Raw genomic sequence first — 25,999 nt, 5'->3', positions numbered from 1 at the left:
AATGCCGCCGTCGTAAAAAACGGCGCGCAAATGGCAAAACGCCACGGATGTGAGTCCGTGGCGTTTTGCTTTACTGCCCGGGAAATCGCGACGATTTCCCGATGCAGTTTTCGCCCAGAGGCGAGCCCTATGCGACAGCTTACTGGCTTGCGCCCGAAGCCGGAGCAGCTGCCGAAGCAGCAGCGTCCGAAGCAGCAGCGCCTGCGTCCGAAGCAGCAGCCGTAGCCGAAGCAGCAGCATCGCTCGCAGCAGCAGCGGCACCCGAAGCAGCCGTAGCCGCGTCCGAAGCTGCAGCAGCCGGTGCCGAAGCAGCAGCTGCGTCGCTAGCCGGGGCAGCGGCTTGGTCGTTGCTCTTGTTGCATGCAGCCAGTGCCACAGCTGCCAACAGGGATGCTACGAGGAGGGATTTCTTCATGATCACGTCCTTTTATGGTTTAAAGGTAAGCAACAGCGCAAAATAAAACCGGTAATGTGCTCCAACACCGACCTGGGCCGCTGGTGGAGACGCTCTTTCGACGAGCTAGAATCTTCCCTACGGCTTGGGCGGAAATTATATGCACTTTCGTACTGACAGTCGATAAATCCGGGGTCAATACGTTGTCTTTCTCATACAAAATTTCACTGTACGGTATAGCAGGCAGGCAGAGTTACGCAAGCTCGCCCACTTGTATCCAGCCCGCACAATACCACTCGTGTAGCAGTGCTGTCACCGACGAATCGTGTGAGAGTGTTACAAAGCGTTTCGCACTCATACACCGCCGATCGGCGAGATCAAATAACCACTTTTGCGCGCCACCCAACGGCATTTCTTCTCCATTTACGAAGAAAAAACGGCGGTTGTACAACAAACTGGTCTTGCGGTCCAGTCGCAGGCCGGACTTTGATGCCTGACCGATAAAACGGGCTTCGTTGAGCGGCCTCGACGGCGGATCGAATACCACGCTCGGCTTTGGCTCGCTCAGATACGTGCCGAGAAACGACGCAATATCCTGATCTTTCCATTTGATGCTAGCAAGGATTGCGCCAACCTTCTCCACGAGAGCCGCGGGCAGCTCGGCCGGACGGTCGACGGCGGGCTGCTGCGGATCGCGGTAAAGCGCGCCCGGCTTGCCCGCGGACTCGCCGCGTTCGGCCAGATGGTAGAGGAACTGCGCAGTCAGCTCGCTGGCCGAAGGGGCGCGAAAGCCGATCGAGCAGGTCATGCATTCGCCTTCCGCGATGCCGTCATGGGCGATATGCGGCGGCAGATACAGCATGTCGCCGGGTTCGAGCAGCCATTCCTGTTCCGGCTCGAAGTTCTGTAAAACTTTCAAAGGCAAACCGGCTTGCAAGGTCAGATCTTTCTGCCCGCTGATGCGCCAGCGCCGTTTGCCTTTTACTTGCAAAAGAAACACATCGTAGGAATCGAAGTGGGGGCCTACGCCACCACCGTCGGTTGCATACGAGATCATCAGGTCGTCAAGGCGCGCGTCGGGCACGAAGCGGAAGCGGTCCAGCAACGCACGTGCGCGGTCGTCGTGCAGGTCCGCGCCCTGCACGAGCAGCGTCCATGCGCGCTGCTTTACCGATGGCAGCTCGTCGGTCGCGAATGGTCCGTGCTCGAGCTGCCATTTGTTGCGGAAGTGGGTGATCAGGCGTGCTTCGACTTCGTCCTGATCGGCCAGCTCGAAAAATTCGTCGCGCGACAGCGGTGACTCGATGTCCGGAACGGCCTGGCGGATCAGCAGCGGTTTTTTTTGCCAATACCGGCGCATGAATTGCGACGGGGTCAAGTTGCCGAGCAACGCGGTCGGCGTATCAGGCGAGGGTGGGAGAACGGGACGCGCCGGCTCCGAAGCCGGCGACGATTTCCGTGCCGAAGCTGCATCGGCCGGGTGGTCAGTGGGCCGCTTGGGCATCGTATAATGTGAGTTGTATTCTGGAGAATCGAATGAAAATCGCAAAGAACACCGTCGTGTCGGTCGCTTACAAGCTATCGGATGCGCAGGGCAACCTGATTGAAGAAAGCGACGAGCCGATGGTCTATCTGCACGGCGGCTATGATGGCACGTTCCCCAAGATCGAGGAAGAGCTCGACGGTCACGAGGCCGGCTTCGAGACTCAGATTCAGCTTGAACCGCAAGACGCGTTCGGCGAGTACGACCCCGATCTCGTGAAGATCGAGCCGCGCGATCGTTTCCCGGAACCGCTCGAAGTCGGCATGCAATTCGAGGGCACGCCGGAGGAAGGCGACGAGGACCTCGATTCGCTGGTCTACGTGGTCACCGACGTCGCGGAAGACAAAGTCGTGCTCGACGGCAATCATCCGCTCGCCGGCATGGCGTTGCGTTTCGCGCTGACGGTGAAAGACGTGCGCCCGGCTACGGAAGACGAAATCCAGCACGAGCACGCGCACGGCGCCGACGGCCTTGAAATCCTCGACGAAGACGACGAGGAAGACGACGACAAGTCAGGGCCCACTCTGCACTGAACTTGCCGGCACGCCGCCCGGTACGCTGAGGCCTGAAGCAGCGCCCGGCGTGCGCGGTGCCGTGGCCGAAGCGGGCGGCGCCGACAGTGGCGGCCCGTATGCCCCGCCGCCCTGGTCGGCCGGTATGCGCGGTTGCTGATCCGGTTGCGGCTCTCCGGGCGTTTGCAACAGCGGCGGCAATTCCGATGCGGGTCCGAGTGCCGGCACAGCCGGCATCGATGCAGCCGGCTCCTCGCGTTGCGGCACGGGTTGCGCGGTAGGCATCGGCATCTGTTTCGGCACATCCCGCACGCTCACACGGAACGGCGGTTTCCTGCCGAGTTCCGCATCAATCTGAATCCACTGGTTAAGACGATCATGCGGTGCAATCGCGACGCGCGTGAGATTCGTCACCAGCATCCCTTTGTCATTGCGTAGCGGCTGATCGATCACGAAGCCGCCGCTCGCGGCTTCGTCGTCGCCATGAATCACCAGCACGGGCCCGTGGAAAATCTGCGCGAGCTTGACGAGGCTGCGCTTGAATTCCAGGAAACCGTCGCGGCGTGGGCTGTGCGCAAAGCGCAGCCACGCGAAGCGGTCGGGCCGTTCATAACGCTCCGGATCGAAGTCGCCCTGAATGAACACGACGATTGCGCGCGCGTCGCGCCGTTTCGCGAATTCGCCGGCGTGTTCGAGCCAGAAAGCGTTGGCGATGACCCGATCTTCGAATTCGCCGTTGCGCCCGCCCGCGGTCAGGTAATGATTGTTCGGGCTGGGTGCGTTGAGCCCGACGAACACGATGTCGCCCGCTTGCCAGCGCACATTTTCGCGAAAGGGACGAAAGCGCGAGACTTCGCTTTCCCGCGTCAGCGCGATCGGGTTCTGGCCCATCGACGTGGGGTCTGCGAACAGCGTTTGACGCAGCAGGTCGAGCCGCTCGACCGGGTCGAAGCCACCAGCCTCTGCCGTGCCGCAGTCGACCCAGTCATGCTGGCCCGGAATGAAGAAAAGTGGAGGCCGCGAAGTCTCGAGCAGTGCCTGGCGGCGCTCGTAGAGCGCGTCGCGGCAGGCTTCCTTTGATCCCTTCAGATTGCCGTTGTAGACGATGAACGACACGTCGCGCTCGCGGCCGATCGCCTCGATCAGCCGTTGCGTGGCGGCTTCGTCGGCGGCGCTGTGCATCGTGTTGGCGATCACTGCGAAGGTGAAGCGCGGTGCCGCGGCGTTGGCGGGCGTTGCGAACGTAAAAAATGCAGCGGACAGTGCCGCGAGCCACCCCGGACCGCCGGTGAGCGAGAAGGCGACAGTCAGCGCCGCGCGAAGTCGGCGCGGACGCTGGAGAGGGCGACGGGCGTCAATGATCCGCATCCGGCGCGGCGGCCAGTTCGTGCAGTTCGTACAACAGATCGAGTGCTTCGCGCGGCCGCAAATCGTTTGGATCAATGCCGCGCAAACGCTCGACGAGCGCCTGCATCGCGGGTGATGCCACTGCCGCATCGGACCCGGCATCGCGCTCGTCGTCCGCGTCCTGGGCCATCGGCACGGGCGCGGAAAACAGGTCGAGTTGCGGCGCGGGTTGCGCGGCCGATTGCTGTTCGAGATGCGCGAGATGTTTGCGCGCCGCACGAATCACCGCGTTCGGCACGCCGGCCAGTTGCGCGACCTGCAGGCCGTAGCTCTGATTGGCCGGGCCTTCGTTGACCGCATGCAGGAACACGATGCCGTGCCCATGCTCGACCGCCGACAGGTGCACGTTGGCCGCGTGCGGAAACTCCGTCGGCAATTGCGTCAGTTCGAAGTAGTGCGTGGCGAACAGCGTGTGGCAGCCGTTGTGCGCGAGCAGATGCCGCGCGATTGCCCACGCCAGCGCGAGCCCGTCGAAGGTCGACGTGCCGCGGCCGATTTCATCCATCAGCACGAGACTCTGCGGCGTCGCGTCGTTCAGGATCGCGGCGGCTTCGGTCATTTCGACCATGAAGGTGGAGCGCCCGCCGGCCAGGTCGTCGGCCGCGCCGATCCGCGTGAAGATGCGGTCGATCGGCCCGAACGCCGCGCGCCGCGCCGGCACGTAGCTGCCCACATACGCGAGCAGTGCGATCAGCGCGGTCTGCCGCATGAAGGTCGATTTACCGCCCATGTTGGGGCCGGTGATCAGCAGTAGCTTGCGCTCGGGCGTGAGCGTGCAGTCGTTGGCGATGAACTGCTCGACCTGCGCCTCGACAACCGGGTGCCGGCCCTGTTCGATCTCGATGCCGGTGTCGCGCGAGAACGTGGGCGCAACCCAGTCGAGCGCACGGGCGCGTTCGGCGAACGCGGCGAGCAGGTCGAGTTCGGCAAGCGCCGACGCGACCCGCTGGCACTCCGGAATAAACGGCAGCAGCGATTGCAGCAACGCATCGTACAGCGAACGTTCGCGTGCGAGCGCGCGTTCCTGCGCGGACAGCGCCTTGTCCTCGAAGGTTTTCAGCTCCGGCGTGATGTAGCGCTCGGCGTTCTTCAGCGTCTGACGGCGGCGATAGTCGTCGGGCACCTTGTCGGTCTGGCCGCGCGTGACTTCGATATAGAAGCCGTGCACTTTGTTGTACTCGACGCGCAGATTGCCGATGCCCGTGCGTGCGCGCTCGCGCGTTTCGAGGTCGATCAGGAACTGTCCGCAGTTCTCCGAAATATCGCGCAGTTCGTCGAGTTCCGCGTCGTAGCCTCGCGCGATCACGCCACCGTCGCGCACCATCGCCGCGGGCTCCTGCGCGACCGCACGGCTGAGCAGTTCGACGCAGGCTTGCGGCGGCTCCAGCGACGCGTCGATACGTGCCAGCGAATCCGCGTTGGACGACACGGCTGCAAGCAGCGTGCGCAATTCGGGCAGCGCGATGAACGTGTCGCGCAGGCTCGACAGGTCGCGCGGCCGCGCCGACAGCAGCGCGAGACGCCCAGTGATCCGTTCGATGTCCGAGATCTGCCGCAACGCGCCGCGCAGCGTGTCGACGTCGGCGCCCGGTGGCGCATCGAGCAACGCGCCGATGGCCTGCTGACGCGCTTGCGCCACCGCGGCGTCGCGCGGCGGATGATGCAGCCAGTGACGCAGCAACCGGCTGCCCATGGTTGTGCAGCAGGTATCGAGCAACGAACACAGCGTGGGCGATTCGGTGCCGCGCAGCGTTTCGGTGAGTTCGAGGTTGCGGCGCGTGGCGGGGTCGAGGCCGATATATTCGGATTCGTACTCGACCTTCAGGCTGCGCACGTGGCGCAATTGCTGGCCTTGCGTGGCCGCCGCATACAGCAGCAACGCGCCGGCCGCGCCGCACGCGCAAGTCAGCGAATGCGCGCCGAAGCCGTCGAGCCCCGCCACTTCCAGTTGATCGCACAGGCGTTGCGTGCCCGACGCGATATCGAAGTGCCAGACCGGCACGCGCGTGAGCGCGCCCGCGTTGACGGGCGGCGTCCAGCTTGCCGAATCGGCGCCGGTGTCGGCGACCAGAATTTCCGCGGGACGAATGCGTTCGAGCGCCGCCGCCACCTGGTCGGGGGCGACTTCAGCGAGGCGCAGCGCGCCGCTCGCCAGATTCAGCCACGCGAGGCCGACGCTGGTCGCAACGCCGCGCCGGTTGTGCGCGACGCACATGGCCAGCAGATAAACGTCGTTCTTGTCGGACAGCAGTGCGGCGTCCGTCAGCGTGCCCGGTGTGACCACCCGCACCACCTTGCGCTCGACCGGGCCTTTCGATGTAGCCGGGTCGCCGATCTGCTCGCAAATCGCGACGGATTCGCCGAGCTTCACCAGCTTGGCCAGATATTGTTCGACCGCGTGATGCGGCACACCCGCCATCTTGATCGGATTGCCGCCGGATGCGCCGCGTTGCGTGAGCGTCAGATCGAGCAGGCGCGCGGCTTTTTCCGCATCTTCGAAAAAGAGTTCGTAGAAGTCGCCCATCCGGTAGAACACTAGCGTGCCCGGATGCTCCGCTTTGATGCGAAGGTATTGCTGCATCATCGGCGTGTGTTGTGCGACGTCGTTGGCCGCTGCGGTTTGAATGCCCATCCTCGGTGTCTTCTTGCGTTAGCTGTTCAGGGCGTGAGTTTAACCCGCCGGCGCCACGAGTGGACCCTGGCCGGATGGCCGATCCGCAGAGTTGACCTGATGGCCGCCGCGTCGATCGTCGCGTTCGCTCAAACGCGCCGCATCCGTCGGCGGCGAGCGGTCATTCCTCGATCATCGCCCGCATGTTCACCGTGCGCTCGTTCACCGCGCTGCGCCGTTTCGCGAGCCACATCATGAACGTGATGAAGCTGCCGAACACGACGATGATCCATTGCGCCGGCATCTTCGCGGTGAGCAGCAGCGCGTACACGCCGAGCATCAGCAGCACCGCGAGATTCTGGTTGAAATTCTGCACCGCGATTGAATGGCCGGCCGACAGCAGCGTCGCACCGCGATGCTGGAGAAGCGCGTTCATCGGCACGATGAAAAAGCCCGACAGCGCGCCGAGCAGAATCATCAGCGGATACGCGAGCAGGATGTAGATCGGCGCGACGTACGAGCCGATCCGGATACCCGCGCCCGCCGGAAACAGATCCTTGTTGTAGAAGGCCACCGCGATCGCCACCGCGCCGGTCAGAATGCCGACCGGCAACACCCGCAGCGATTTGCGCAACGGGATCAGCGCGGCTGCCGCGGCCGCGCCGACCGCGATGCCGAGCCCTGTCACCCCTTGCATCACCGCCGCCTTCGACAGCGACAGCCCGAGGTTGACGTTCGCCCATTTGAGCACCAGCAATTGCAGCGTCACTGCGCCGCCCCACATCAGCGTCGTCACCCACAGCGCGATCTGCGCGAGCTTGTCGGCCCACAGCACGTTGAAGCAGTGGTAGAAGTCGCCGACCAGTTTCTTCGGTTCTGACAGACGATTCGGATAACGCGCGCCGGTATCGGGAATGAAGATGTTGATCGCGGCGGCGATCGCGTAGGTGACCATCACCGCGAACATCGCCAGATCGGCCGACGAGCGGATCAGCGGCAGATGCGCGTGTGCGACGAATCTATCGGCGAAGCTGCTGATCAGCGCGCCGCCCACCATCGTGCCGACGATGGTCGACAGCACCGTCGCCGATTCGAGCCACGCGTTCGCCTTGACGAGCTTTTCGGCGGGCAGCAGTTCGGTGAGGATGCCGTACTTGGCGGGCGAATACGCGGCCGCGCCGAAGCCGACCACGCCGTAGGCGATCATCGGGTGGACGCCAGCGATCATCATCAGACAGCCGCTCGCCTTCAGCGCGTTGGAGATGAGCATCACGTGGCGCTTTTGCATCGAGTCGGCGAACGCGCCGACGAACGGTGCGAGCAGCACGTATGAGACAGTAAAGAAAATCTGCAGCAGTGGCGTGACCCAGGCGGCCGAGCGAATCACGGAGAGCAATGCGATGGCGGCAATCAACAGTGCATTGTCCGCGAGCGACGAAATGAACTGCGCCGCGATGATTGTGTAGAAGCCTTTTTTCATGAAGCGGATGGGAAGCTGCGCGCGAATCGGGAGCGGGGCGGTCGCGGGCCGAGCCCGAAAACGCGCGCATGTGAAGGCGCAGCGAGAACCGCGCGAAACGCAGCCGGGCGAAGCAGCGCGCCGGCGCGGCATCCCGCTTTGTAGCACGAACGTCCCCGCGATGCAGAGCCGCCAACAAAAAAGCGGCCGAAGCCGCTTCCTTGTTCCGCATACCGCCGCATGGGCCGGATCGAGGCCGACCCGGGACCGGCTCAGACTGACTCGACGTCAGCCAGCCTCAAGCCGATTGCTCGCGCGTGCGGCTGTAGCGCGACAGGACCGGGATCATCTGCGCGTAAATCTTCGGGTTGCCCGCGACGATCTCACCCACGTGCAGGAAGTCCGAGTCGCCCGTGTAGTTGCCGACGAGGCCGCCGGCTTCCGTGATCAGCAGGCTGCCCGCGGCGACGTCCCACGGATTAAGGCCCTGCTCGAAGAAGCCGTCCATGCGGCCGGCGGCGACGTTCGCCAGATCGAGCGCGGCTGCGCCCGGGCGGCGCAGACCCGCGCAGGCGACGGTCATTTCGGCGAACTGGCGGCCATAGGCTTCGAGGCCGTCCGTTTCGCGGAACGGGAAGCCGGTGCCGATCAGGCCGTCGGCCAGACGGTCGCGCTTGGCCACGCGGATGCGGCGATCGTTCAGGAATGCGCCGCGGCCGCGCGACGCGGTGTACAAGTCATTGCGGGTCGGGTCGTAGACCACCGCCTGCGTCACGGTGCCCTTGTGCGCGAGCGCGATCGACACGCAGTAGTACGGGAAGCCGTGGATGAAGTTGGTGGTGCCGTCGAGCGGATCGATGATCCACTGGTATTCCGAGTCGTTGTCCGACTTGCCGGATTCTTCGGCGAGGATCGCGTGATCGGGGTAGGCGGTCTTCAGCGTGTCGATGATCGCCGCTTCAGACGCTTTGTCGACCTCCGTGACGAAATCGTTGTGCTGCTTCTTGCTGACCTGGAGCAGATCGAGGTCGAGCGACGCGCGGTTGATGATCTGGGCTGCGCGGCGCGCGGCCTTCACAGCGATATTGAGCATGGGATGCATGAGACTGGATCCTTTGTGCCGGGGCAGCACGGCTGCTGGCCGGTAAATGAGCGCTAATGCGCCGACTGGCGCCCAAAGAGGCGCGAAAACAGCACGGAACGCCCGCCCGGCGCAGGACCGGTGCGCATTCCGCCGACGGAGACGAATTGAATAAGAACAAGGCGCCCGGCTGAGCAGGGGCTGAAGCCGGGCGCGAATATCAGTATTTTACCTGAGTCCGGGCGACGCGGCAGCGTTCGCGGCCCGGGGGGATAATTGGGCGTGGTGTGGATCCGATGGTGCCGTGACGTGGCTCTTGCAGGGTCACCATGGGGCAGCGGCATGGCGTCAACCACGTGGCCGTCAGATGACGCCAAACCGGCAACCGCGTGGCTTCATAGAGGCCGCCCTATGGCGCGAATCCGCCGCAATTGCCCGCTGCAAATTGCGCCGGTATTCACGCGTGATCCGCAGCAAGACGCAGCGGGAAACGACACGCGAAGCACCGGCAATTCGGAACCCACACGCGGTTGGCGCTACCATACCCGTCTTTAGCTTGCAGAATTCCATCGTGGACCACCCGCACCATTCTTCCGATCCCGCCGTGGCCGAACTGCGCGGCGGCTTCACTTCGACCCGCTTCGTGCTCGTCGAGCCCAGTCATCCGGGCAACGTCGGCGCGGCGGCGCGCGCGCTGAAAACCATGGGGTTCTCGCGGCTCGTGCTGGTGTCGCCGCGCGTACCGCACGTGCAGAGCGATCCGGAAGCGATCGCGATGGCGAGCGGCGCCGACGACGTGCTCGCGTCCGCGCACGTCGTGCCCACGCTCGCCGACGCGTTGAAAGGCGTGCATTGGTCGATCGCGCTGACCGCGCGGCTGCGCGAATACGGTCCGCCGCAATGGACGCCGCGCGCCGCGGCCGCGGCCGCGCATGAGCAGGCGGTGCACGGCGAGATCGCGCTGGTGTTCGGCAACGAACGCACGGGCCTGTCGAATGAGGACGTGGAGCGCTGCAGCGCGCTAGCGCATATTCCGGCCAATCCGGCCTATAGCTCGCTCAATCTGGCGCAGGCCGTGCAGGTGTTGGCGTACGAGTTGCGTACGATGTATCTGTCGGCGGATGACGCGGTGGCCTCGGCACTTTCGGCGCCCGCGGCGCAAGGCGAGCCGTTCGGCGCGCGCGCGGCGAGCGACGAGATCGAAAGCATGTTCAGGCATCTGGAGAGCGCGCTCGTAGCGATCGACTTTCTCGATCCGGCCAATCCGAAGAAGTTGATGTCGCGCCTGCGGCGGCTCTTTGCACGTTCAGGGCTCGAGCGCGAGGAAGTGAACATCGTGCGCGGCATCGCCAAGCACATCCTCCTGAAGGCGAAGCGAACCGGCGACGACGCATCCTGAGCCGCAGCCTCATCCGATGACGACGACCTTGCCGGCAGCGTGGACTTCCGGCAGGTTTCGCGCAATCGACCTACAATCCTCGAAACGTTCTAACCAAATCTGCCGCCATGCTATGCGGCAGTCACGCCGTCATGCGCGACTGCGCGCAAGCGGTCTTTTCTCCCCACAACACAGTCCCTGCCATGTTCACGAGACTTCGCGAAGACATCGCCACGATCCGCGAGCGCGATCCCGCCGCCCGCAGCGCGTGGGAAGTGCTCACGTGTTATCCGGGCCTGCACGCGCTCGTGCTGCACCGGCTCGCGCATGCGTGCTGGCAGGCGCGGCGCCGCTGGCTCGCACGCTTCATCTCGCAGATGGCGCGCTTCATGACCGGTATCGAAATTCATCCGGGTGCGACGGTGGGGCGGCGCGTATTCATCGACCACGGTATGGGCGTAGTGATCGGCGAAACCGCGCAGATCGGCGACGACTGCACGATCTATCAAGGTGTGACGCTCGGTGGCACGTCGCTGACGCGCGGCGCGAAGCGGCACCCCACGCTCGAACGCGGGGTGATCGTGGGCGCGGGCGCAAAGGTGCTCGGCGGCTTCACGATCGGCGCGGACGCGAAGATCGGCTCGAACGCCGTGGTGACCAAGCCGGTGCCCGCACGCGGCACCGCGGTGGGCAATCCGGCGCGGATCATCGTGCCGGCGGCGGCAGCTTCGGTTGCGTCGGTCATGGCGACGGCGGCCGCCGTCAACGCCGGCTCAAGCGACGCCTCGCGCGATGCGAAACGCGTGACCCAACGCAGCGAATTCTGCGCGTACGGTATTACGCCCAATGCGGACGACCCGGTGTCGCTGGCGATACACGGGCTGATCGATCATGCCGCCACGCAAGCGAAGCGTATCGATGAGATCGTCGACGCGCTGGAGCGGTTGGGCACGAGTCTTGAAGGTCTGCAAGGTGCGGATGCGGCGCTGCTCGACTTGCGACGCCTGTCGGCCGCGATTGCGGGGAAAGTGGAAGGCGCTGTGGCGGAGCGCTAGTTGATGGCTTAGGGCTGGCGCTTTGAGCGCTGGCCCGTTCGAGGGGCCGTGTCAATCCTAAGGGCTTTAACGACGCAACTTCGACAAGACGGTTTTGCGCAAGAGGGCGTCAGGCAGGTGTGAGTTAAGCAAGCCAGTTTGATGCAATCGAGCTTCACGCCCATCAGCTTCAGACGACAAGCCAGCCTCGCACAACACGGCCTCGCGCAAGTGAGGCTTGAGGCAACGGAAGCCTGAAGCAAAGAAGCCGCGCCAAGACCAGTCTCAATCCAGCGGCAACGCCCGAATCCCATCTGCATCAATCCGCAGATACCCGCCACGCCGCGTGCCGTGATCGAGGTCCCAATCCGGCAGCACCCAGCGCGTGCCGCCCGGCTCGCGATGCCGCGCGGGCAGGTGCGTGTGTCCGTGAATGATCGTCGCGGTCTTCGACGCCTTGAACAACGCGGCTACGGCCTTTGGCGTCACGTTGTACTTCATCGACACCGGCCGCAAGCGGCCAGATTCGCTTTTCGAGCGCATGTTCTCGGCGAGCTTCTGACGCCAGCGAAACGGCCACGCGAGAAACAGCATCTGCGCGAAACGATTGCGCGCAAAACGCCGGAAGAACTGATAACCGCGGTCCGCGCTGCACAGCCCGTCGCCGTGCGCGAGCGCCACGCGTGTGCCGAATGCGGTGATCACGAACGGGTCGGGCAGCCAGATCGCGCCGGCCGCTTTCATGAAGCGCTTGCCGAGCAGAAAGTCGCGGTTGCCGTGCATCAGGTAAAGCGCGATGCCGCGCTCCGACAGCGTATGCAGCAGCGCCGCGATACGCGCGACGAACGGCTCGGCCAGCATGTCGTCGCCGACCCAGTACTCGAACAGATCGCCGAGAATGAACACCGAATCCGCCTGCTCGGCGGTGACGCGAATGAAATGTTCGAACGCGGCGACCGTGTGCGGAATCGCCTCGCCCAAATGAATGTCGGAGAGGAAAAAAAACGGGCGCGCGGCGTGCGGGCGTTTGCCCTCGCCAGGCACGCCCGCGGCGACGCTTCGCAGCGGCGTTTCTTGCAGCATTGAAGGTGCCTGATTCCAGTTCGAACGAATCGACGCTCGGTTGACCCTTAGTCGACGATCACAGCCTTTTCGATCACGACGTCGTCGGCCGGCACGTCCTGATGGAAGCCCTTCGAACCCGTCTTGACCTTCTTGATCTTCTCGACCACATCCATGCCGTCGACCACCTTGCCGAACACCGCGTAGCCCCAGCCCTGCGGTGTCGGCGACGAGTGGTTCAGGAAGTCGTTGTCGTTCACGTTGATGAAGAATTGCGCGGTCGCCGAATGCGGGTCGTTGGTGCGCGCCATCGCGATCGAGCCGTTGACGTTCTTCAGGCCGTTATTCGCTTCGTTGTTGATCGGCTCGGCCGTCGGCTTCTGCTTCATGCCGGGTTCGAAGCCGCCGCCCTGGATCATGAAGCCGTCGATTACGCGGTGGAACACCGTGTTGTCGTAGTGGCCGGCCTTCACGTAGTTGAGGAAGTTTTCAACCGACTTCGGCGCCTTTTCAGCGTTCAGTTCGAGTTTGATGACGCCGTGGTTTGTATGCAGTTCAACCATGATGGAATCCTTTGATGAACGGGGTGGGTAAGAGGCGCGGCGAGTCGTGATGGGTTGACGACGGACCGCGCCGGGGCGTGGATTGTGCACTAGCGCGTAGTCAGGCGCGCGTTCAGGTGCGTATTCAGCTGTGCTCGCGTTCGCTTACTTGCCGACCACCGTGGCCGACTGGATCACGACCGGCGTTTTCGGCACGTCGCTCATCGGGCCGCGCGTGGTGGTGGGCGTGGCTTCGATCTTCTTCACGACGTCCATGCCGCTCGTGACCTTGCCGAACACCGCGTAACCGTTGCCGTCCGGATTCGGATAGTCGAGATTGGCGTTGTCCACCGTGTTGATGAAGAACTGCGCGGTGGCCGAATTCGGATCGCTGGTGCGCGCCATCGCGAGCGTGCTGGCCATGTTCTTCAGACCGTTGCGGCTCTCGAGCGGAATCGGCGCGCGCGTGGGCTTCTCCGCAAAGCTCTGCGTGTAGCCGCCGCCCTGGACCATGAAGCCCGGAATCACGCGATGGAAGATCGTGCCGTTGTACTGGCCGGACTTCACGTAGTCGAGAAAGTTGGCGACCGTCTTCGGCGCTTTCTCAGGATACAACTCGACGCGGATGTCGCCTTCCGATGTCTTGAGCAGGACGGACGGATGCGCGGCTTGTGAACCGGACTGGGCAAAGGCGGGTGCGTTTGCGATCAGGGCGGCGCTGCCGAGCGCCAACATCAACCATTTCATGAAGATCCTCGGGGTTGGAAAAACGTGGTGCCTTAATGTCGTGCCGAAAACGCATGGTGCCGATGCGTGATGCCGACAACGTGCCGGCGTTATTGCGACGGCGCCATGTACGGCGGCATCGCGAGCGAGCCGTTCGCGCCGCCGAACTGGAAGCTCGGCGTTTGCGTCATGTTCGAGGTGGCGCGGTTCGTGTAGTTGTCGACCGGCACCTCGGCCTGCTTCGGCGGCGCAGGGGTCTTGGGCGGCGACACGATCTTCTGGATGTCCGCGAGACGCTGCGTGGTCGTGGCGCTGGCCTTGCCGAGATTCTGCGCGTGACGGTAGGCCTCGTTGGCCATGCGCAGATACAGGTCGCCAAGATTTTCGTACGCGAGACCGTAGCCCGGATTGACCTTGGTGGCCGTTTCGAGCGCGGCGCGCGCTTCGGCGAAATTGCCCTGCTTCGCGTACAGTGCCGCCAGGTTGTTGTACGGCTCGGGCAATTCGGGGTAGGTCTGCGTGAGTTCGGTGAAGGCGGCGATCGCTTCGTCGTCGCGATTCAGGTGAGCGAGCACCGTGGCGCGCTTGAACTTCGCCTGGGCGTCGCGCGGATTCGCCGCGATGTGCGCGTCGAGTTGCGCGAGCGACGCTTGCCAGTTTTTCTGCGCGATCGATGCGTCGACGTCCGGCGTGTTGTCGCGCACCGCGGGGCCTTGCGGCATGACGGGGGCCTTCTGCGCATAGACCGCCGCAGCCGGCAGGACCGCAAGGGCGGCAGCAACGGTGACGCGCAAGGTGAGGGCGCGCGTCGCATCATGGGCAACACCGCGGGCAAGGCCGCGCGTGAGCCCATTGAACGCCGTCGCGACGAGGGTCGCAGCGCTGCGCGCGCGGCCGCTGGAAGGTTTCATAGGCTTGGGTCTGGATGTTATACTCCGACCCATTCTAACAAAAGGTCTGCGGGTTCCGTCGAACCGCCGACTGTCTTTTCGCCACTCGTGGTCGTCTCCGCCTTGATCGCAGCCTGACCGCCGCACCAGATGCACCGGTTTTGCTGTATGCGACGCACCGCCGTCCTGTTCGCGGGGCGCGGCGCGCATGAAACACAATGCGGATTTCTTTCGGCCCACGCACCGTTCTCTATGGAATCACTGCGCATCTACAACACGCTCGCGCGTGACAAGCAAACTTTCGTGCCGCTGCGAGAAGGCGTCGTGCGGATGTACGTCTGCGGGATGACCGTGTACGACTATTGTCACGTCGGTCATGCGCGGGTGATGGTCGTGTTCGACATCGTGCAGCGCTGGCTGCGCACGCTCGGCTACGACGTGACCTACGTGCGCAACATCACGGATATCGACGACAAGATCATCCGCCGCGCCGTCGAGAACGGGGAGACGATCAAGTCGCTGACCGACCGCTTCATCGCCGCGTTGCATGAAGACGCGGACGCGCTCGGCATCCAGCGTCCGGACATCGAACCGCGTGCGACCGACTTCATTCCTCAGATGCTCGGCATGATCGAGACGCTCGAGGCGAACGGCTACGCGTACCAGGCAAGCGACGGCGATGTCAACTACGCGGTGCGCAAGTTCGCGGGCTACGGCAAGCTGTCGGGCAAGTCGCTCGAAGATCTGCGCGCGGGCGAACGCGTCGCGGCCAACGACGCGAAGCAGGACCCGCTCGACTTCGTGTTGTGGAAACAGGCGAAACCGGACGAGCCCGCCGACACCGGCTGGGATTCGAAGTACGGGCGCGGCCGTCCAGGCTGGCATATCGAGTGCTCGGCAATGGGCTGCACGCTGCTCGGCGAACAGTTCGACATTCATGGCGGCGGCCAGGACCTGCAGTTTCCGCACCACGAAAACGAAATCGCCCAAAGTGAAGCCGCTACCGGTCAAACGTTCGTCAATTACTGGATGCACAACGGCTACGTACAGATCGACAATGAGAAGATGTCGAAGTCGTTGAACAATTTTTTTACGATTCGCGAAGTGCTGGCGCAGTACGATGCAGAGGTCGTGCGCTTTTTCATTGCGCGCGCCCACTACCGTTCGCCGTTGAACTACAGTGACGTGCATATCGACGACGCTCGCAACGCACTCGCGCGTTTGTACACCGCGCTGAAGGACGTCGCGCCGGACGACGCGGAACTCGACTGGAACGAAGCGCATGCGCAGCGTTTCCGGGCGGCCATGAACGACGACTTCAACACGCCGGTTGCAGTGTCGGTGTTGTTCGAGTTGGCAACTGAAGTGAACCGCACGCGCGACCCCGCGCTGGCCCGTCAATTGCGCTCGCTCGGCGCGGTGCTCGGACTGCTCGGCCGCGAGCCGCGTGCATATCTGCAGCAGGCCGCGGGCGCCGCAGCGCAAGGTGCGCTCGAGCCCGCCGCGATCGAGGCGAAGATCGCCGCGCGCGTGGCCGCCAAGCAGGCGAAGGACTATGCGGCAGCAGACCGGATCCGGGCCGAATTGCTCGAGGCCGGCGTTGCACTTGAAGACAAACCCGGCGGGTTGACCGAGTGGCGGCGCGTGTGAGCGCACCTCGTACTTCCCTCTGATCGACTCGCCAGGCAGGAGGCAGGATGGCAACGGCCACGAAGACGCCGGCTAAACGGGCCACGTCTCAAACAAACGCGGCAGCTGGGGCAAAACCGACACGCACGTCGGCTCGCGCGGGCAGCGGCACGGTAAAGAAAGCATCGTCGAAGGCAGCAGGGGTGATCGCGAAAACCGGGATGGGCGCGACGGCGGGGCCGACGAAAAAGGCCGCAGTCAAACGCGCGCTCAACGGAACCTCGGCGCACGCGCCTGTTGCGAAGCGCGCGAAGGCGTCGCGCGCGAAAAGCAATGGCGTATTGCCGGCCGAGTTGGCAGGCGACGTGCAGGAGCTCGCGCGCGATGCGACTGCGGGCGAAGTGGTGCGCAAGACGCGCGCGTCGGCGAGCGCGGGTGGCGAAGCGGCGAGCGCGAGCGAAGTCGCGGTGCCGGTGCAGATCGGCGGCCTCACGCCTGAGGTCACGCGTCCCGCGTATTGGGACAAGGCCTGTGCGGACCTCGTCAAGCGCGATCGCATACTGAAGAAACTGATTCCGAAATTCGGCCCGGTGCATTTGTTGAGCCGTGGCGATCCGTTCGTCACGCTCGCGCGCTCGGTGGTCGGGCAACAGATTTCGGTCGCGTCCGCGCAGGCGGTGTGGGCGAAGGTCGAGGCCGCGTGTCCGAAGCTGGTGCCGCAGCAGTTCATGAAGCTCGGTCAGGAGAAGCTGACCGCGTGCGGCCTGTCCAAACGCAAGGCCGAGTACGTGCTCGATCTCGCGCAGCATTTTGTGTCGGGTGCGTTGCACGTCGGCAAGTGGACGTCGATGGAAGACGAGGCGGTGATCGCCGAGCTCACGCAGATTCGCGGCATCGGCCGCTGGACCGCGGAGATGTTCCTGATCTTCAATCTGTCGCGGCCCGACGTGCTCCCGCTCGACGACCTCGGGCTGATCCGCGCGATCAGCGTGAACTATTTCAGCGGCGAACCGGTGACGCGCAGTGAAGCGCGCGAGGTCGCCGCGAACTGGGAGCCGTGGCGCACCGTCGCCACCTGGTACATGTGGCGTAGTCTTGATCCGTTGCCGGTCGACTACTGAAGAACAAGAAACGAGGCCGTTTCGAAAGCTATGGATTATTGAGGTCCGATAGTTGAGAAATGGTTTTGACATCGGCGCGCGCGGTTAGAATACGCGCTGCCGGTAAGTCCAAGGATTACAACCAATGAAGACCACCTTTCTGGATTTCGAACAGCCGATCGCTGAACTCGAAGCGAAGATCGAAGAATTGCGCTTCGTGCAGGACGATTCGGCCGTCGATATTTCGGAAGAAATCGAGCGGCTGTCCAAGAAGAGTCAACAGCTCACCAAAGATCTGTACGCAAACCTGACGCCGTGGCAGGTTTCGCAAATTGCCCGCCATCCGCAGCGCCCGTACACGTTCGACTACGTGAACGAGCTGTTCACCGATTTCCACGAACTGCACGGCGACCGCAGCTATGCGGACGACCTGTCGATCGTCGGTGGCCTCGCGCGTTTCAATGGCCAGGCCTGCATGGTGATCGGTCATCAGAAGGGCCGCGACACGAAGGAGCGCGCGCTGCGCAACTTCGGCATGCCACGTCCGGAAGGCTATCGCAAGGCCGAGCGTCTGATGCGTCTCGCCGAAAAATTCAGCCTGCCGATCTTCACGTTCATCGACACGCCGGGCGCGTATCCGGGCATCGGCGCGGAAGAGCGCGGCCAGTCCGAAGCGATCGGCCACAATCTGTACGTGATGGCCGAACTGAAGACGCCGCTGATCGCAACGATCATCGGTGAGGGCGGTTCGGGCGGTGCGCTCGCGATCGCTGTCGGCGATAGCGTGCTGATGCTGCAGTTCTCGACCTACTCGGTGATTTCGCCGGAAGGTTGTGCGTCGATTCTGTGGAAGAGCGCCGCGAAAGCGCCGGAAGCCGCGGAAGCGCTCGGGCTGACCGCGCATCGTTTGAAGGCGCTCGGTCTGATCGACAAGATCGTCAACGAGCCGCTCGGCGGCGCGCATCGTGATCCGAAGGGCATGGCCGCGATGCTGCGCCGTGCGCTCGCCGATTCGCTCCGTCAGTTCCAGGGCATGAGCATCAACGACCTGCGTCAACGCCGTTTCGAACGGTTGATGTCGTACGGCAAGTTCAAGGAAACGACGCCGGGTGCGTAAGCCCGCGCGCGTTCTCTTTCGTCCTTCGGCGCTTCACGCGCTAGCGACGTGACCACCACCGCTGAAACGCCTGCCGACCGCCTCGTCATCGAGGCCGTCGGCCTGGCGCTGTCCGCGCTTCCCGCTAGCGCGCGCATTGCGGTGGCGTTCAGCGGCGGCGTCGATTCGACAGTCTTACTCGATGCCGCGGTGCGTGTCGCGGGCGCGTCGCGTTGTGTCGCGCTGCACGTGCATCACGGGTTGAGTCCTCATGCCGATGCGTGGCTAGCGCATTGTCAGGCGTTTGCGCGCGAGCGAGCGGTCGAATTCGACGCGCGGCGCGTCGAGGTGTCGCGCGCCACCGGCGTGAGTGTCGAAGCGGCGGCGCGCGATGCGCGCTATCGCGCTTTGGATGCAATGTGTGCGGCTCACGGCGTGCATACGTTATGGCTCGCGCAGCACGCGGACGACCAGGCCGAGACCGTGCTGCTGCAATTGCTGCGTGGTGCCGGTCTCGCGGGTCTTGCGGCGATGGCGCCGGAATTTCTCGCGGCGGGGGCGTGCGCGACGCGTGTGCGGCCCTTGCTTCACATCCTGCGCGCGCAACTCGAGCAATACGCGAGCGAGCACGCTTTGGACTGGATCGACGACGAGTCGAACGCGGACACCCGCTACGCTCGCAATGCATTGCGTCACGAGGTGACACCGGCGCTTACCGTCCACTTTCCCGGTTTTCGCGACGCGCTCGCGCGTACGGCCGCGCATGCGGCATCGGCGCAGCGGTTGCTCGATGTGCTCGCGCGCATCGACATGGATGCGGCAGCCGAGGACGAAGGGCGTGCGCTCTCGGAGAGTGCGCTGCTCGCACTCGACGACGATCGCGCACTCAACCTGCTGCGCTACTGGATGCGCACATTGGGGCTCGTCGCGGCGTCCAGCGCGCGCTTGACCGATGCACTGCGTCAACTGCGTGAAGTGGGCGCGGCGGGCGAGGGTCATCGATTGCGTATCGATCATGCGGGACAGGCGTTGCGCAGCTATCGCGGCCTCGTCTATTGGGAAGCAGGAGACAGCGGCGAGCCCGCAGACGAAACCGCGCTCGCCGTGCGCGAGATCAGCGAACTCGCGTGGCACGGAGAGTCCGTGTGGCATTTGCCGCAATGGCGGGGCACGTTTGTGTTTGCAGTGGTAGATGCGGCGACAGGCAATGAACGTGCGGCCGCCTCAGATGCGAACCCCCACGCGTCCAATCGCGACTCCATCCCCATCAGCGTCCTGCAACGCGCGTTGTTGAACGCAAGATCGCGCAGCGGCGGCGAACGGATGCGCACGGCCGACTCGCCAAACGCACCGAACCGGACCTTGAAGAACCTCTTCCAGGAGCGCCGCATTCCTGCGTGGAAGCGCGACGTGCCGCTGCTTTACGTCGGCGACGAACTACTGTTCGTGCCTCTGCTCGGCGTGAACCGCGCGGCGTTGACCGACCCGGCCGACCCCGCTGAAGCGCGCATCAGAATCATCTGGCGCGAAGATCTGTTGCTTGCCTGACCGGACGGTTGGACTGCCCGGTGAGCGACGCGCCAAACCTCGAAATAGGGCGCAAAGCCGCATGAAACAGGCCTTTGCAGCGCCAATTCTCCACGTTGCGATGGCCGGCGCGGCTTGTCTTTTTGCCCCCAATCGGGTAGGTTTACGTGTTTGCCCGACCCGATTTCGCCGTCGCTTTTGTCGCTATCGCCGGTTTGCGAGCGTGATCCGTCGTTTCCGTTAAGCCATTAGCGATCATTTCCGGGCAAATCCGCGCGTGCTGCACGCGCGCTGCATTTACGCCGCCACACACTCTGCCGTCGTTCACAAGACGTTGCGCTCCCTGTGCTTTTGTGCGGTTGTCTCCAGCGCGCCAGCGCGGTTTCTCTTCCAGTTCAGAACGACAATGGCACTCATCGTACATAAATACGGCGGCACCTCGATGGGCTCGGTCGAGCGCATCAAGAACGTCGCCAAGCGCGTCGCGAAATGGCACAAGGCCGGCCACAAGATGGTCGTCGTGCCGTCGGCAATGTCCGGCGAAACCAACCGCTTGCTCGGTCTCGCGAAAGAAATCACGACTCAACCGAGCCCGCGCGAACTCGACATGATCGCCGCCACGGGCGAGCAGGTCAGTTCGGGACTGCTCGCCATCGCGCTGCAGGAAGCCGGCGTCGACGCGGTCAGCTATGCCGGCTGGCAAGTGCCGGTCAGGACGGACAGCGCGTTCACGAAAGCGCGCATCAGCGAAATCGACGGCGAGCGCGTGCTGCGCGATCTCGACGCGGGCAGGGTGGTGGTGATCACCGGCTTCCAGGGCATCGACCCGGACGGCCATATCACCACGCTCGGCCGCGGCGGCTCGGATACCTCGGCGGTTGCGGTCGCGGCCGCGCTGAACGCCGATGAGTGCCTGATTTACACGGACGTCGACGGTGTATACACGACCGACCCGCGCGTGGTCGAAGAAGCGCGCCGGCTCGATCGCGTGACGTTCGAAGAAATGCTGGAAATGGCCAGCCTGGGTTCGAAGGTGCTGCAGATCCGCTCGGTGGAATTCGCCGGCAAGTATCAGGTGAAGACACGCGTGCTGTCGAGCCTGACCGATCCGCTGATGCCGCTCGACGCTGAAATGAAGTCGGGCACCCTGATTACTTTTGAAGAAGATGAGACCATGGAAAAAGCAGTCATCTCGGGCATTGCGTTTCAGCGCGACGAAGCTCGTATCGCCGTGATGGGCGTGCCCGACAAGCCGGGCATCGCGTATCAGATTCTCGGCCCGGTGGCGGACGCGAATATCGACGTCGACATGATCATCCAGAACCAGAGCGTCGAAGGTAAAACGGCGTTCACGTTCACGGTCGGCCGCGGCGACTATCAGCGCGCGATGGACATCCTCACCGGCCAGGTGAAGGGCCACGTGCAGGCGGAGCAGGTGCTGGGCGATCCGAAGGTGTCGAAGGTGTCGGTGGTCGGCGTCGGCATGCGTTCGCACGTCGGCATCGCGAGCACGATGTTCCGCACGCTGTCGGAAGAAGGCATCAACATCCAGATGATCTCGACTTCCGAAATCAAGATTTCGGTGCTGATCGACGAGAAGTACATGGAGCTCGCCGTGCGCGCGCTGCATAAGGCGTTTGATCTGGATCAGGCGTAAATGGCATGAAAAACGGGGCGCTTCAAAGCGCCCCGTTTGTTTTGCGCGGCCGATGAGAACAAATTGCATCGGCAATGACAAAGCTGGCACAAAAAGTGTTCTTCAGACATTGACCTTCGAGGTTCGGCCCGCTATTATCTTGGCTTCGTCGCACTGACTCCCTGTGCGACAGAAAGTTTGGGAGACGTGGCCGAGAGGTCGAAGGCACTCCCCTGCTAAGGGAGCATCTGGGCCAAAACCTGGATCGAGGGTTCGAATCCCTCCGTCTCCGCCAGTGATGGCGGCAAACCCCGCAGAGTCTCGGCTCTGCGGGGTTTTGTTTTTTCGGGCCACCAACCTAGCGGGCGCGTCGTCGTTTCGTCCACATTTGATGGCCAGGTCGGCAACACTCGCTGCCATCGTTGCAGGGATCACCATCACACCATCGCGGCTCCAATGATCAGGATTACTGCGATGGCTTCCCTGTGTCGTCAGCGAAGGTGTAATCGTCTATGAAGCGGGCAACGATGCTGCGAACCGTTGCGTGGAGCGCGTCGCAATCGAACTCCGCGTTCGCGATTGCCGGATGGAAATTGAAGGATCCGGATCAGCCTGGAAGATCGTCCGTGACGCCTTGATTGCGGCGCTCAGACGCAACGAATCCCCGCAATCGCTGCGGGGACGGCGCCGTCAAAACGCGTGCCGCAATCCCACCATCCCGACAAACTGTGAGGGCCCCGACGACGGTGTCGTATTCTGCGAGTCGCCGACCACCGCCACCGCATCCACAATGCTCGTTGCGCCGCTACCCGTTGCGACCAACGCTTTGCCGCGCGCATGCTGATAGGCCTGCAGCGCATACAACGTCGTGCGCACGGAGAGGTTGCAAGTCTGCTCCAGCGAAATCTGCTGATAGCGCGCAGCATCGTCGATGCCGTTCGCCCTGCTCGCCTGCGTATAGCTGTAGCCGGCGCCGACAGTCACGCTTGGCGTGATCCGGTAGGTCGATACCACGCCATACGTGTTGAACACGGCTTTGCTCGAAAACAGCGAACCATTGCCCGGCGCGTATTGCACGTTCGAATAGTTGATACCGACCATCAGGTCCTGAAGGCTATAGCGGGCGACCGCGGCGAACAGCTGTGCGCTGCGCGCCGTCGCGTAGCCGTTGTTCACCGGCGAATTGATGGCAAAGCTGCCTAGCGCCGCGCTCGTCGCGATGTCTTTCAGCTTCACGTAGCCCGCCGCGATCGCAAACGGCTTGTAGTCGTAGCGAAAGGCCGCGCTGAAATGACTGCCATTGACGATGCTGCCCGGCACGCCGCCCAGCCCGTACTGCGCGCTCATCTGCAATCCTGCCAGGGTCGGCGAAAGATAGGTTATCGAATTGTTGAAGCGCAGCGTGGTGTCGAGTGCGTCGATATCTCCGGGATGCGCACCGGTCGCGCCCGTGAGCACGCCCGTCGGCCCGAGTGCGCCGACCATCTGGAAGTAGGGCGTATATTGACGGCCGAGCGTCACCGTGCCGTAGCGGTCATCGGTGAGCCCGACGTAGGCCTGCCGATTGAACAGATAGCCCGCGGTGCTCTGCGCACCGGTCAGCGAGTTGAAGCCGCTTTCGAGTCTGAAGATCGCCTTCGTGCCGCCGCCGATGTCTTCCGAGCCGAGCAGGCCGAACTTGCTGGCCTGCAGGTTGCCCTGGCTCATGTAAAAGTTGGCGTGCCCATGCTGGTTGCTGGCATAGGCGAACGCGTTGTCGACGACGCCGTACAACGTGACGCTGCTTTGCGCCGAAGCGGCGCTCGACAGCGCCGCGCCCGCCATTGGCAGGCAGGAGAGGACGAACGCGCGTGATCGCGCACGCTTTGAAGCGTTCATGGCTGCGGGTCTCCGGATCGAATGAGCGACCTGATCCGCCAGGCCGCTGTTGACGGTTGTTTAGTGCGCGAGGTTAATCGTCAGGCAGCGCCAGCCGCCGGACAGATGGTCGCCCGCGAGCGCGCCACCGGCGCAGACGATTGCGCGTAGTTCGTGTCGCGGCACGAAGATGCTCACTTGTGGCTGCGGCTGCGGCATCCAGCCTTCGCGCTCGACCGAAATGCGCAGCGTGTGCGCATCGCCCGTCAGCACGACGTTCCAGCGGCCTTGTGCGCCGGTACGCCAGGCTTCGCTTTCGCCGTCGTCTTCGACACAGCCGCCGCGCGTGGTGCCGGCGCCGGCGTGCGGCACCGCGAGGAATGCGCGCTCGTCGGCGGGATGGCCGAAGTGCTGCTCGGCAATGTTCAACGGCACCACGCTGCCTTCACGCAACAGGAACACCGGCTGCTCGAACGGCGCGGGCAGCGTCACCGTCCGGCCGCCGTCAAACGCCTCGCCGCTCCAGTACGACACCCAGCTCGTGCCCGCGGGCAGATACACATCGCGCGTGGACTGGCCCGCCTCGATCACCGGCGCGACCAGCATCGACGAGCCGAGCATCATGTCATCGCCGTCGACGAGGCAGCGTGGGTCGTGCGGAAACTCCGCGAACATGGGCCGCAACACTGGCTCATACGCGCAATGCGATTGCCAGAGCAGTTCGTACAGGTAAGGAATGAGCCGGTAGCGCAGCTTGATCAACCCGGTCACCTGTTGCGTGACTTCGGGATGCATCCACGGTTCGTTGACCGTGCCGTCGTCGTTCCACGAGTGAATGCTAAAGCGCGGCAGGAAGATGCCGAACGCCACCCAGCGCGCGAACAACTCCGGACCCGGCGCCGGACCCGAAAAGCCGCCGATGTCGTGTCCGCTGTTCGACACGCCCGACATCGCGAGCCCGAGGCCCATTTTCAGGTTGAAACGCAGCGTTTCCCATGACGTGTAGTTGTCGCCGGACCACGTCTGCACGTAGCGGTGCATGCCGACGCCGCCCGAGCGCGACACGAGAAACGGCCGCCGCTCGGGTGCGTACTCGCGTTGCGCGTCGTGAGACGCACGCATCATCAACTGCGTTTGCAACACCTTCGCCTCGTGTGCCGGATACGCGTTGCCGAAGCCGTGAGCGAGCGCGTGCGGCGACCAGATTTCGAATTCGTTATTGTCGTTCCATGTCGCCGCCACGCCGTGCTTCAGCAGGCTGTCTTTCACACGCGCCTTCCACCAGTCGATGGTGTGCGGATTCGTGAAGTCCAGATAGGCGCCGACTTCGTCCCAGTACTGCACCCACGCCGGATCGCCGTCGCGCGCGCGGATCAGCAGGCCGGCCCGTGCGACTTCTTCGAACGCAGGATGATCCTGCAGCAGACAAGGTTTGATGTTCGCGCACAGCCGCACGCTATGTGCGAGATAGCTCTGCACAAAGCCGTCGATATCGGGGAACTTCTCGTGATTCCAGTTGAATACATAACGCTTCGGACCGATCGACGTGTAACCCGACGACAGATGGAACGAGTCGCACAGCACGTCGTGCTCGCTGCATCGTTCGATGAATTCGCCCATCCGCTGCTGCGCATCGGGCGCGTCGGTGTAGCTCATCGTCGAGCCAGAGTAGCCCAGCCCCCATTTGGGCATCCAGGCGGGCCGTCCGGTCAGCCACGTGAAACGGCGCACCGCATGCAGCGGAGTGCCCGCCGACGCGATGAAGTAATAGTCGAGATCGCCATGCGCGGCGATGAAATACCGGTAGCGGCCGTGATAGTTGTCGAGCTCGCGGCCCATGTCGAAGCGGCAATCGGCGAGCGTGTCGTAGAACAGGCCGAAGCCCGTCGACGTGTGCGGCTGCCAGGTTACGTAGAACGGAATGTGTTTGTAGAGCGGGTCCGTGGTGCGCGCGCTGTAGCCCATGGCGTCGATATTGCGCATCTCGTAGCTCTGATCAGCGCGATCCAGCGAACCGGCACGCTCGCCGAGGCCGACGTACATTTCGCCCTCGCGGCGCTCGATGTAGTGATACACGCGCTCGTCCCACCAGCCGAAGTTATACGCTTGCGTCCGGCGGTCGTTCATCACGCGATGCCAGGCGTCTTCGTGCAGGATGTCCCACGCGCACAGGCCGCCGTCGAGCGTGACCGTCAGGCGCACGCGCGCGGTTTCGACTACCACGTGGCCGGCATCGCCCGACACCGCGAACGGCGGCGGCGTGAAGCCGCTCATGTCGCGCCGGTCGCGCCCTTCGAGCGCCACGTCGTCGGCGCCGGGCGCTATGGCCCAGCTTCGTGGGCCGTGTATTTCACCGTCCGGCAGCACGAGCACGCGGATGATGTCTTCCGCGAGAACGAACAGTTCGATGCGGCAGTTCGCCTGCGCGCTCAGAACGAGATGGTTGCCGACATGAGACGACAACGAAAAACGCGGCGGTTGTTTCAGGTTCGTCAGTGAACGCATGATGGGTCTT

At 63.7% G+C, this 25,999-nt stretch carries 20 protein-coding genes and 1 tRNA gene; 9 read left to right on the top strand and 12 right to left on the bottom strand.

Translation table 11 applies throughout. The annotated features are described in order from the left end of the window. Nucleotides 1–139: 139 nt before the first annotated feature. Complete coding sequence (locus P0D89_RS00655; RefSeq protein WP_230412894.1) at nt 140–415, bottom strand: hypothetical protein; 276 nt, start codon at nt 413–415, stop codon at nt 140–142. Between the two features lie 232 nt (nt 416–647). Next, nucleotides 648–1,898, bottom strand: a complete 1,251-nt coding sequence (locus tag P0D89_RS00650; protein ID WP_408356992.1) for a JmjC domain-containing protein — start codon at nt 1,896–1,898, stop codon at nt 648–650. A gap of 32 nt (nt 1,899–1,930) precedes the next feature. Between P0D89_RS00650 and P0D89_RS00645 the strand changes: the two genes are divergently transcribed. Further along, on the top strand, nt 1,931–2,470 hold the full coding sequence (locus P0D89_RS00645) for an FKBP-type peptidyl-prolyl cis-trans isomerase (RefSeq protein ID WP_149668217.1): 540 nt from the start codon (nt 1,931–1,933) through the stop codon (nt 2,468–2,470). Here the strand turns inward: P0D89_RS00645 and P0D89_RS00640 are convergent. From P0D89_RS00640 to P0D89_RS00625, 4 genes are all read right to left on the bottom strand, one after another. Continuing rightward, nucleotides 2,450–3,817 (bottom strand): hypothetical protein, encoded by a 1,368-nt coding sequence (locus P0D89_RS00640; protein ID WP_408356990.1) that lies wholly within the window; start codon nt 3,815–3,817, stop codon nt 2,450–2,452. The two genes, P0D89_RS00645 and P0D89_RS00640, sit on opposite strands and share 21 nt — an antisense overlap. Then, on the bottom strand, nt 3,804–6,488 hold the full coding sequence (gene mutS, locus P0D89_RS00635; protein ID WP_408356988.1) for a DNA mismatch repair protein MutS: 2,685 nt from the start codon (nt 6,486–6,488) through the stop codon (nt 3,804–3,806). Before mutS ends, P0D89_RS00640 begins: the two co-directional genes overlap by 14 nt. A 160-nt stretch (nt 6,489–6,648) precedes the next feature. Further along, complete coding sequence (gene lplT, locus P0D89_RS00630; protein WP_408356986.1) at nt 6,649–7,947, bottom strand: lysophospholipid transporter LplT; 1,299 nt, start codon at nt 7,945–7,947, stop codon at nt 6,649–6,651. A 277-nt stretch (nt 7,948–8,224) separates the two neighbouring features. Further along, nucleotides 8,225–9,028 carry an inositol monophosphatase family protein gene (locus P0D89_RS00625; RefSeq protein WP_408356984.1) on the bottom strand — a complete coding sequence of 268 codons (804 nt, stop codon included), beginning with the start codon at nt 9,026–9,028 and terminating at the stop codon, nt 8,225–8,227. A 550-nt stretch (nt 9,029–9,578) separates the two neighbouring features. Here P0D89_RS00625 and P0D89_RS00620 point away from each other — a divergent pair. Both P0D89_RS00620 and cysE read left to right on the top strand, forming a co-directional pair. Then, nucleotides 9,579–10,406, top strand: a complete 828-nt coding sequence (locus P0D89_RS00620) for an RNA methyltransferase (protein WP_408356982.1) — start codon at nt 9,579–9,581, stop codon at nt 10,404–10,406. 182 nt (nt 10,407–10,588) lie between these two features. Then, complete coding sequence (gene cysE, locus P0D89_RS00615; RefSeq protein WP_408356980.1) at nt 10,589–11,440, top strand: serine O-acetyltransferase; 852 nt, start codon at nt 10,589–10,591, stop codon at nt 11,438–11,440. Nucleotides 11,441–11,704: 264 nt separating this feature from the next. Here the strand turns inward: cysE and P0D89_RS00610 are convergent, their stop codons facing one another. From P0D89_RS00610 to P0D89_RS00595, 4 genes are all read right to left on the bottom strand, one after another. Next, a complete protein-coding gene (locus P0D89_RS00610) occupies nt 11,705–12,502 on the bottom strand; it encodes a UDP-2,3-diacylglucosamine diphosphatase (protein WP_408356978.1) in 798 nt (265 codons plus the stop codon). 47 nt (nt 12,503–12,549) lie between these two features. Further along, nucleotides 12,550–13,044: a peptidylprolyl isomerase gene (locus tag P0D89_RS00605; RefSeq protein WP_408356976.1), complete on the bottom strand. Its 495-nt coding sequence runs from the start codon at nt 13,042–13,044 to the stop codon at nt 12,550–12,552. Nucleotides 13,045–13,188: 144 nt separating this feature from the next. Further along, entirely contained in the window at nt 13,189–13,770 is a 582-nt protein-coding gene (locus P0D89_RS00600) for a peptidylprolyl isomerase (protein ID WP_408356974.1), read from the bottom strand. 89 nt (nt 13,771–13,859) lie between these two features. Further along, nucleotides 13,860–14,660 carry a tetratricopeptide repeat protein gene (locus P0D89_RS00595; RefSeq protein ID WP_408356972.1) on the bottom strand — a complete coding sequence of 267 codons (801 nt, stop codon included), beginning with the start codon at nt 14,658–14,660 and terminating at the stop codon, nt 13,860–13,862. Nucleotides 14,661–14,891: 231 nt separating this feature from the next. Here P0D89_RS00595 and cysS point away from each other — a divergent pair, with 231 nt between their 5' ends. From cysS to P0D89_RS00565, 6 genes are all read left to right on the top strand, one after another. Next, complete coding sequence (gene cysS / locus P0D89_RS00590) at nt 14,892–16,289, top strand: cysteine--tRNA ligase (RefSeq protein WP_408356970.1); 1,398 nt, start codon at nt 14,892–14,894, stop codon at nt 16,287–16,289. Between the two features lie 47 nt (nt 16,290–16,336). After that, nucleotides 16,337–17,389, top strand: a complete 1,053-nt coding sequence (locus P0D89_RS00585; RefSeq protein ID WP_408356968.1) for an endonuclease III domain-containing protein — start codon at nt 16,337–16,339, stop codon at nt 17,387–17,389. A 124-nt stretch (nt 17,390–17,513) separates the two neighbouring features. Next, nucleotides 17,514–18,485, top strand: a complete 972-nt coding sequence (locus P0D89_RS00580) for an acetyl-CoA carboxylase carboxyltransferase subunit alpha (protein ID WP_408356966.1) — start codon at nt 17,514–17,516, stop codon at nt 18,483–18,485. A 48-nt stretch (nt 18,486–18,533) separates the two neighbouring features. Beyond that, the gene (gene tilS / locus P0D89_RS00575; RefSeq protein WP_408356964.1) at nt 18,534–20,012 is read left to right on the top strand and encodes a tRNA lysidine(34) synthetase TilS; all 1,479 of its coding nucleotides are present in this window, start codon (nt 18,534–18,536) and stop codon (nt 20,010–20,012) included. Nucleotides 20,013–20,397: 385 nt separating this feature from the next. Next, nucleotides 20,398–21,648, top strand: a complete 1,251-nt coding sequence (locus P0D89_RS00570; RefSeq protein ID WP_408356962.1) for an aspartate kinase — start codon at nt 20,398–20,400, stop codon at nt 21,646–21,648. Nucleotides 21,649–21,828: 180 nt separating this feature from the next. After that, a tRNA-Ser gene (locus P0D89_RS00565) sits at nt 21,829–21,922 on the top strand. Nucleotides 21,923–22,317: 395 nt separating this feature from the next. Here the strand turns inward: P0D89_RS00565 and P0D89_RS00560 are convergent. Further along, nucleotides 22,318–23,505, bottom strand: a complete 1,188-nt coding sequence (locus tag P0D89_RS00560) for a porin (RefSeq protein WP_408356960.1) — start codon at nt 23,503–23,505, stop codon at nt 22,318–22,320. Between the two features lie 60 nt (nt 23,506–23,565). Continuing rightward, on the bottom strand, nt 23,566–25,989 hold the full coding sequence (locus tag P0D89_RS00555) for a glycoside hydrolase family 31 protein (RefSeq protein ID WP_408356958.1): 2,424 nt from the start codon (nt 25,987–25,989) through the stop codon (nt 23,566–23,568). Nucleotides 25,990–25,999: the final 10 nt, after the last annotated feature.

Source organism: Paraburkholderia sp. RL18-085-BIA-A (genome assembly GCF_046027075.1).
Lineage (GTDB): Bacteria > Pseudomonadota > Gammaproteobacteria > Burkholderiales > Burkholderiaceae > Paraburkholderia.
Note: the sequence above shows the minus strand (reverse complement) of the source record. Positions and strands in the feature narration are given on the sequence as shown.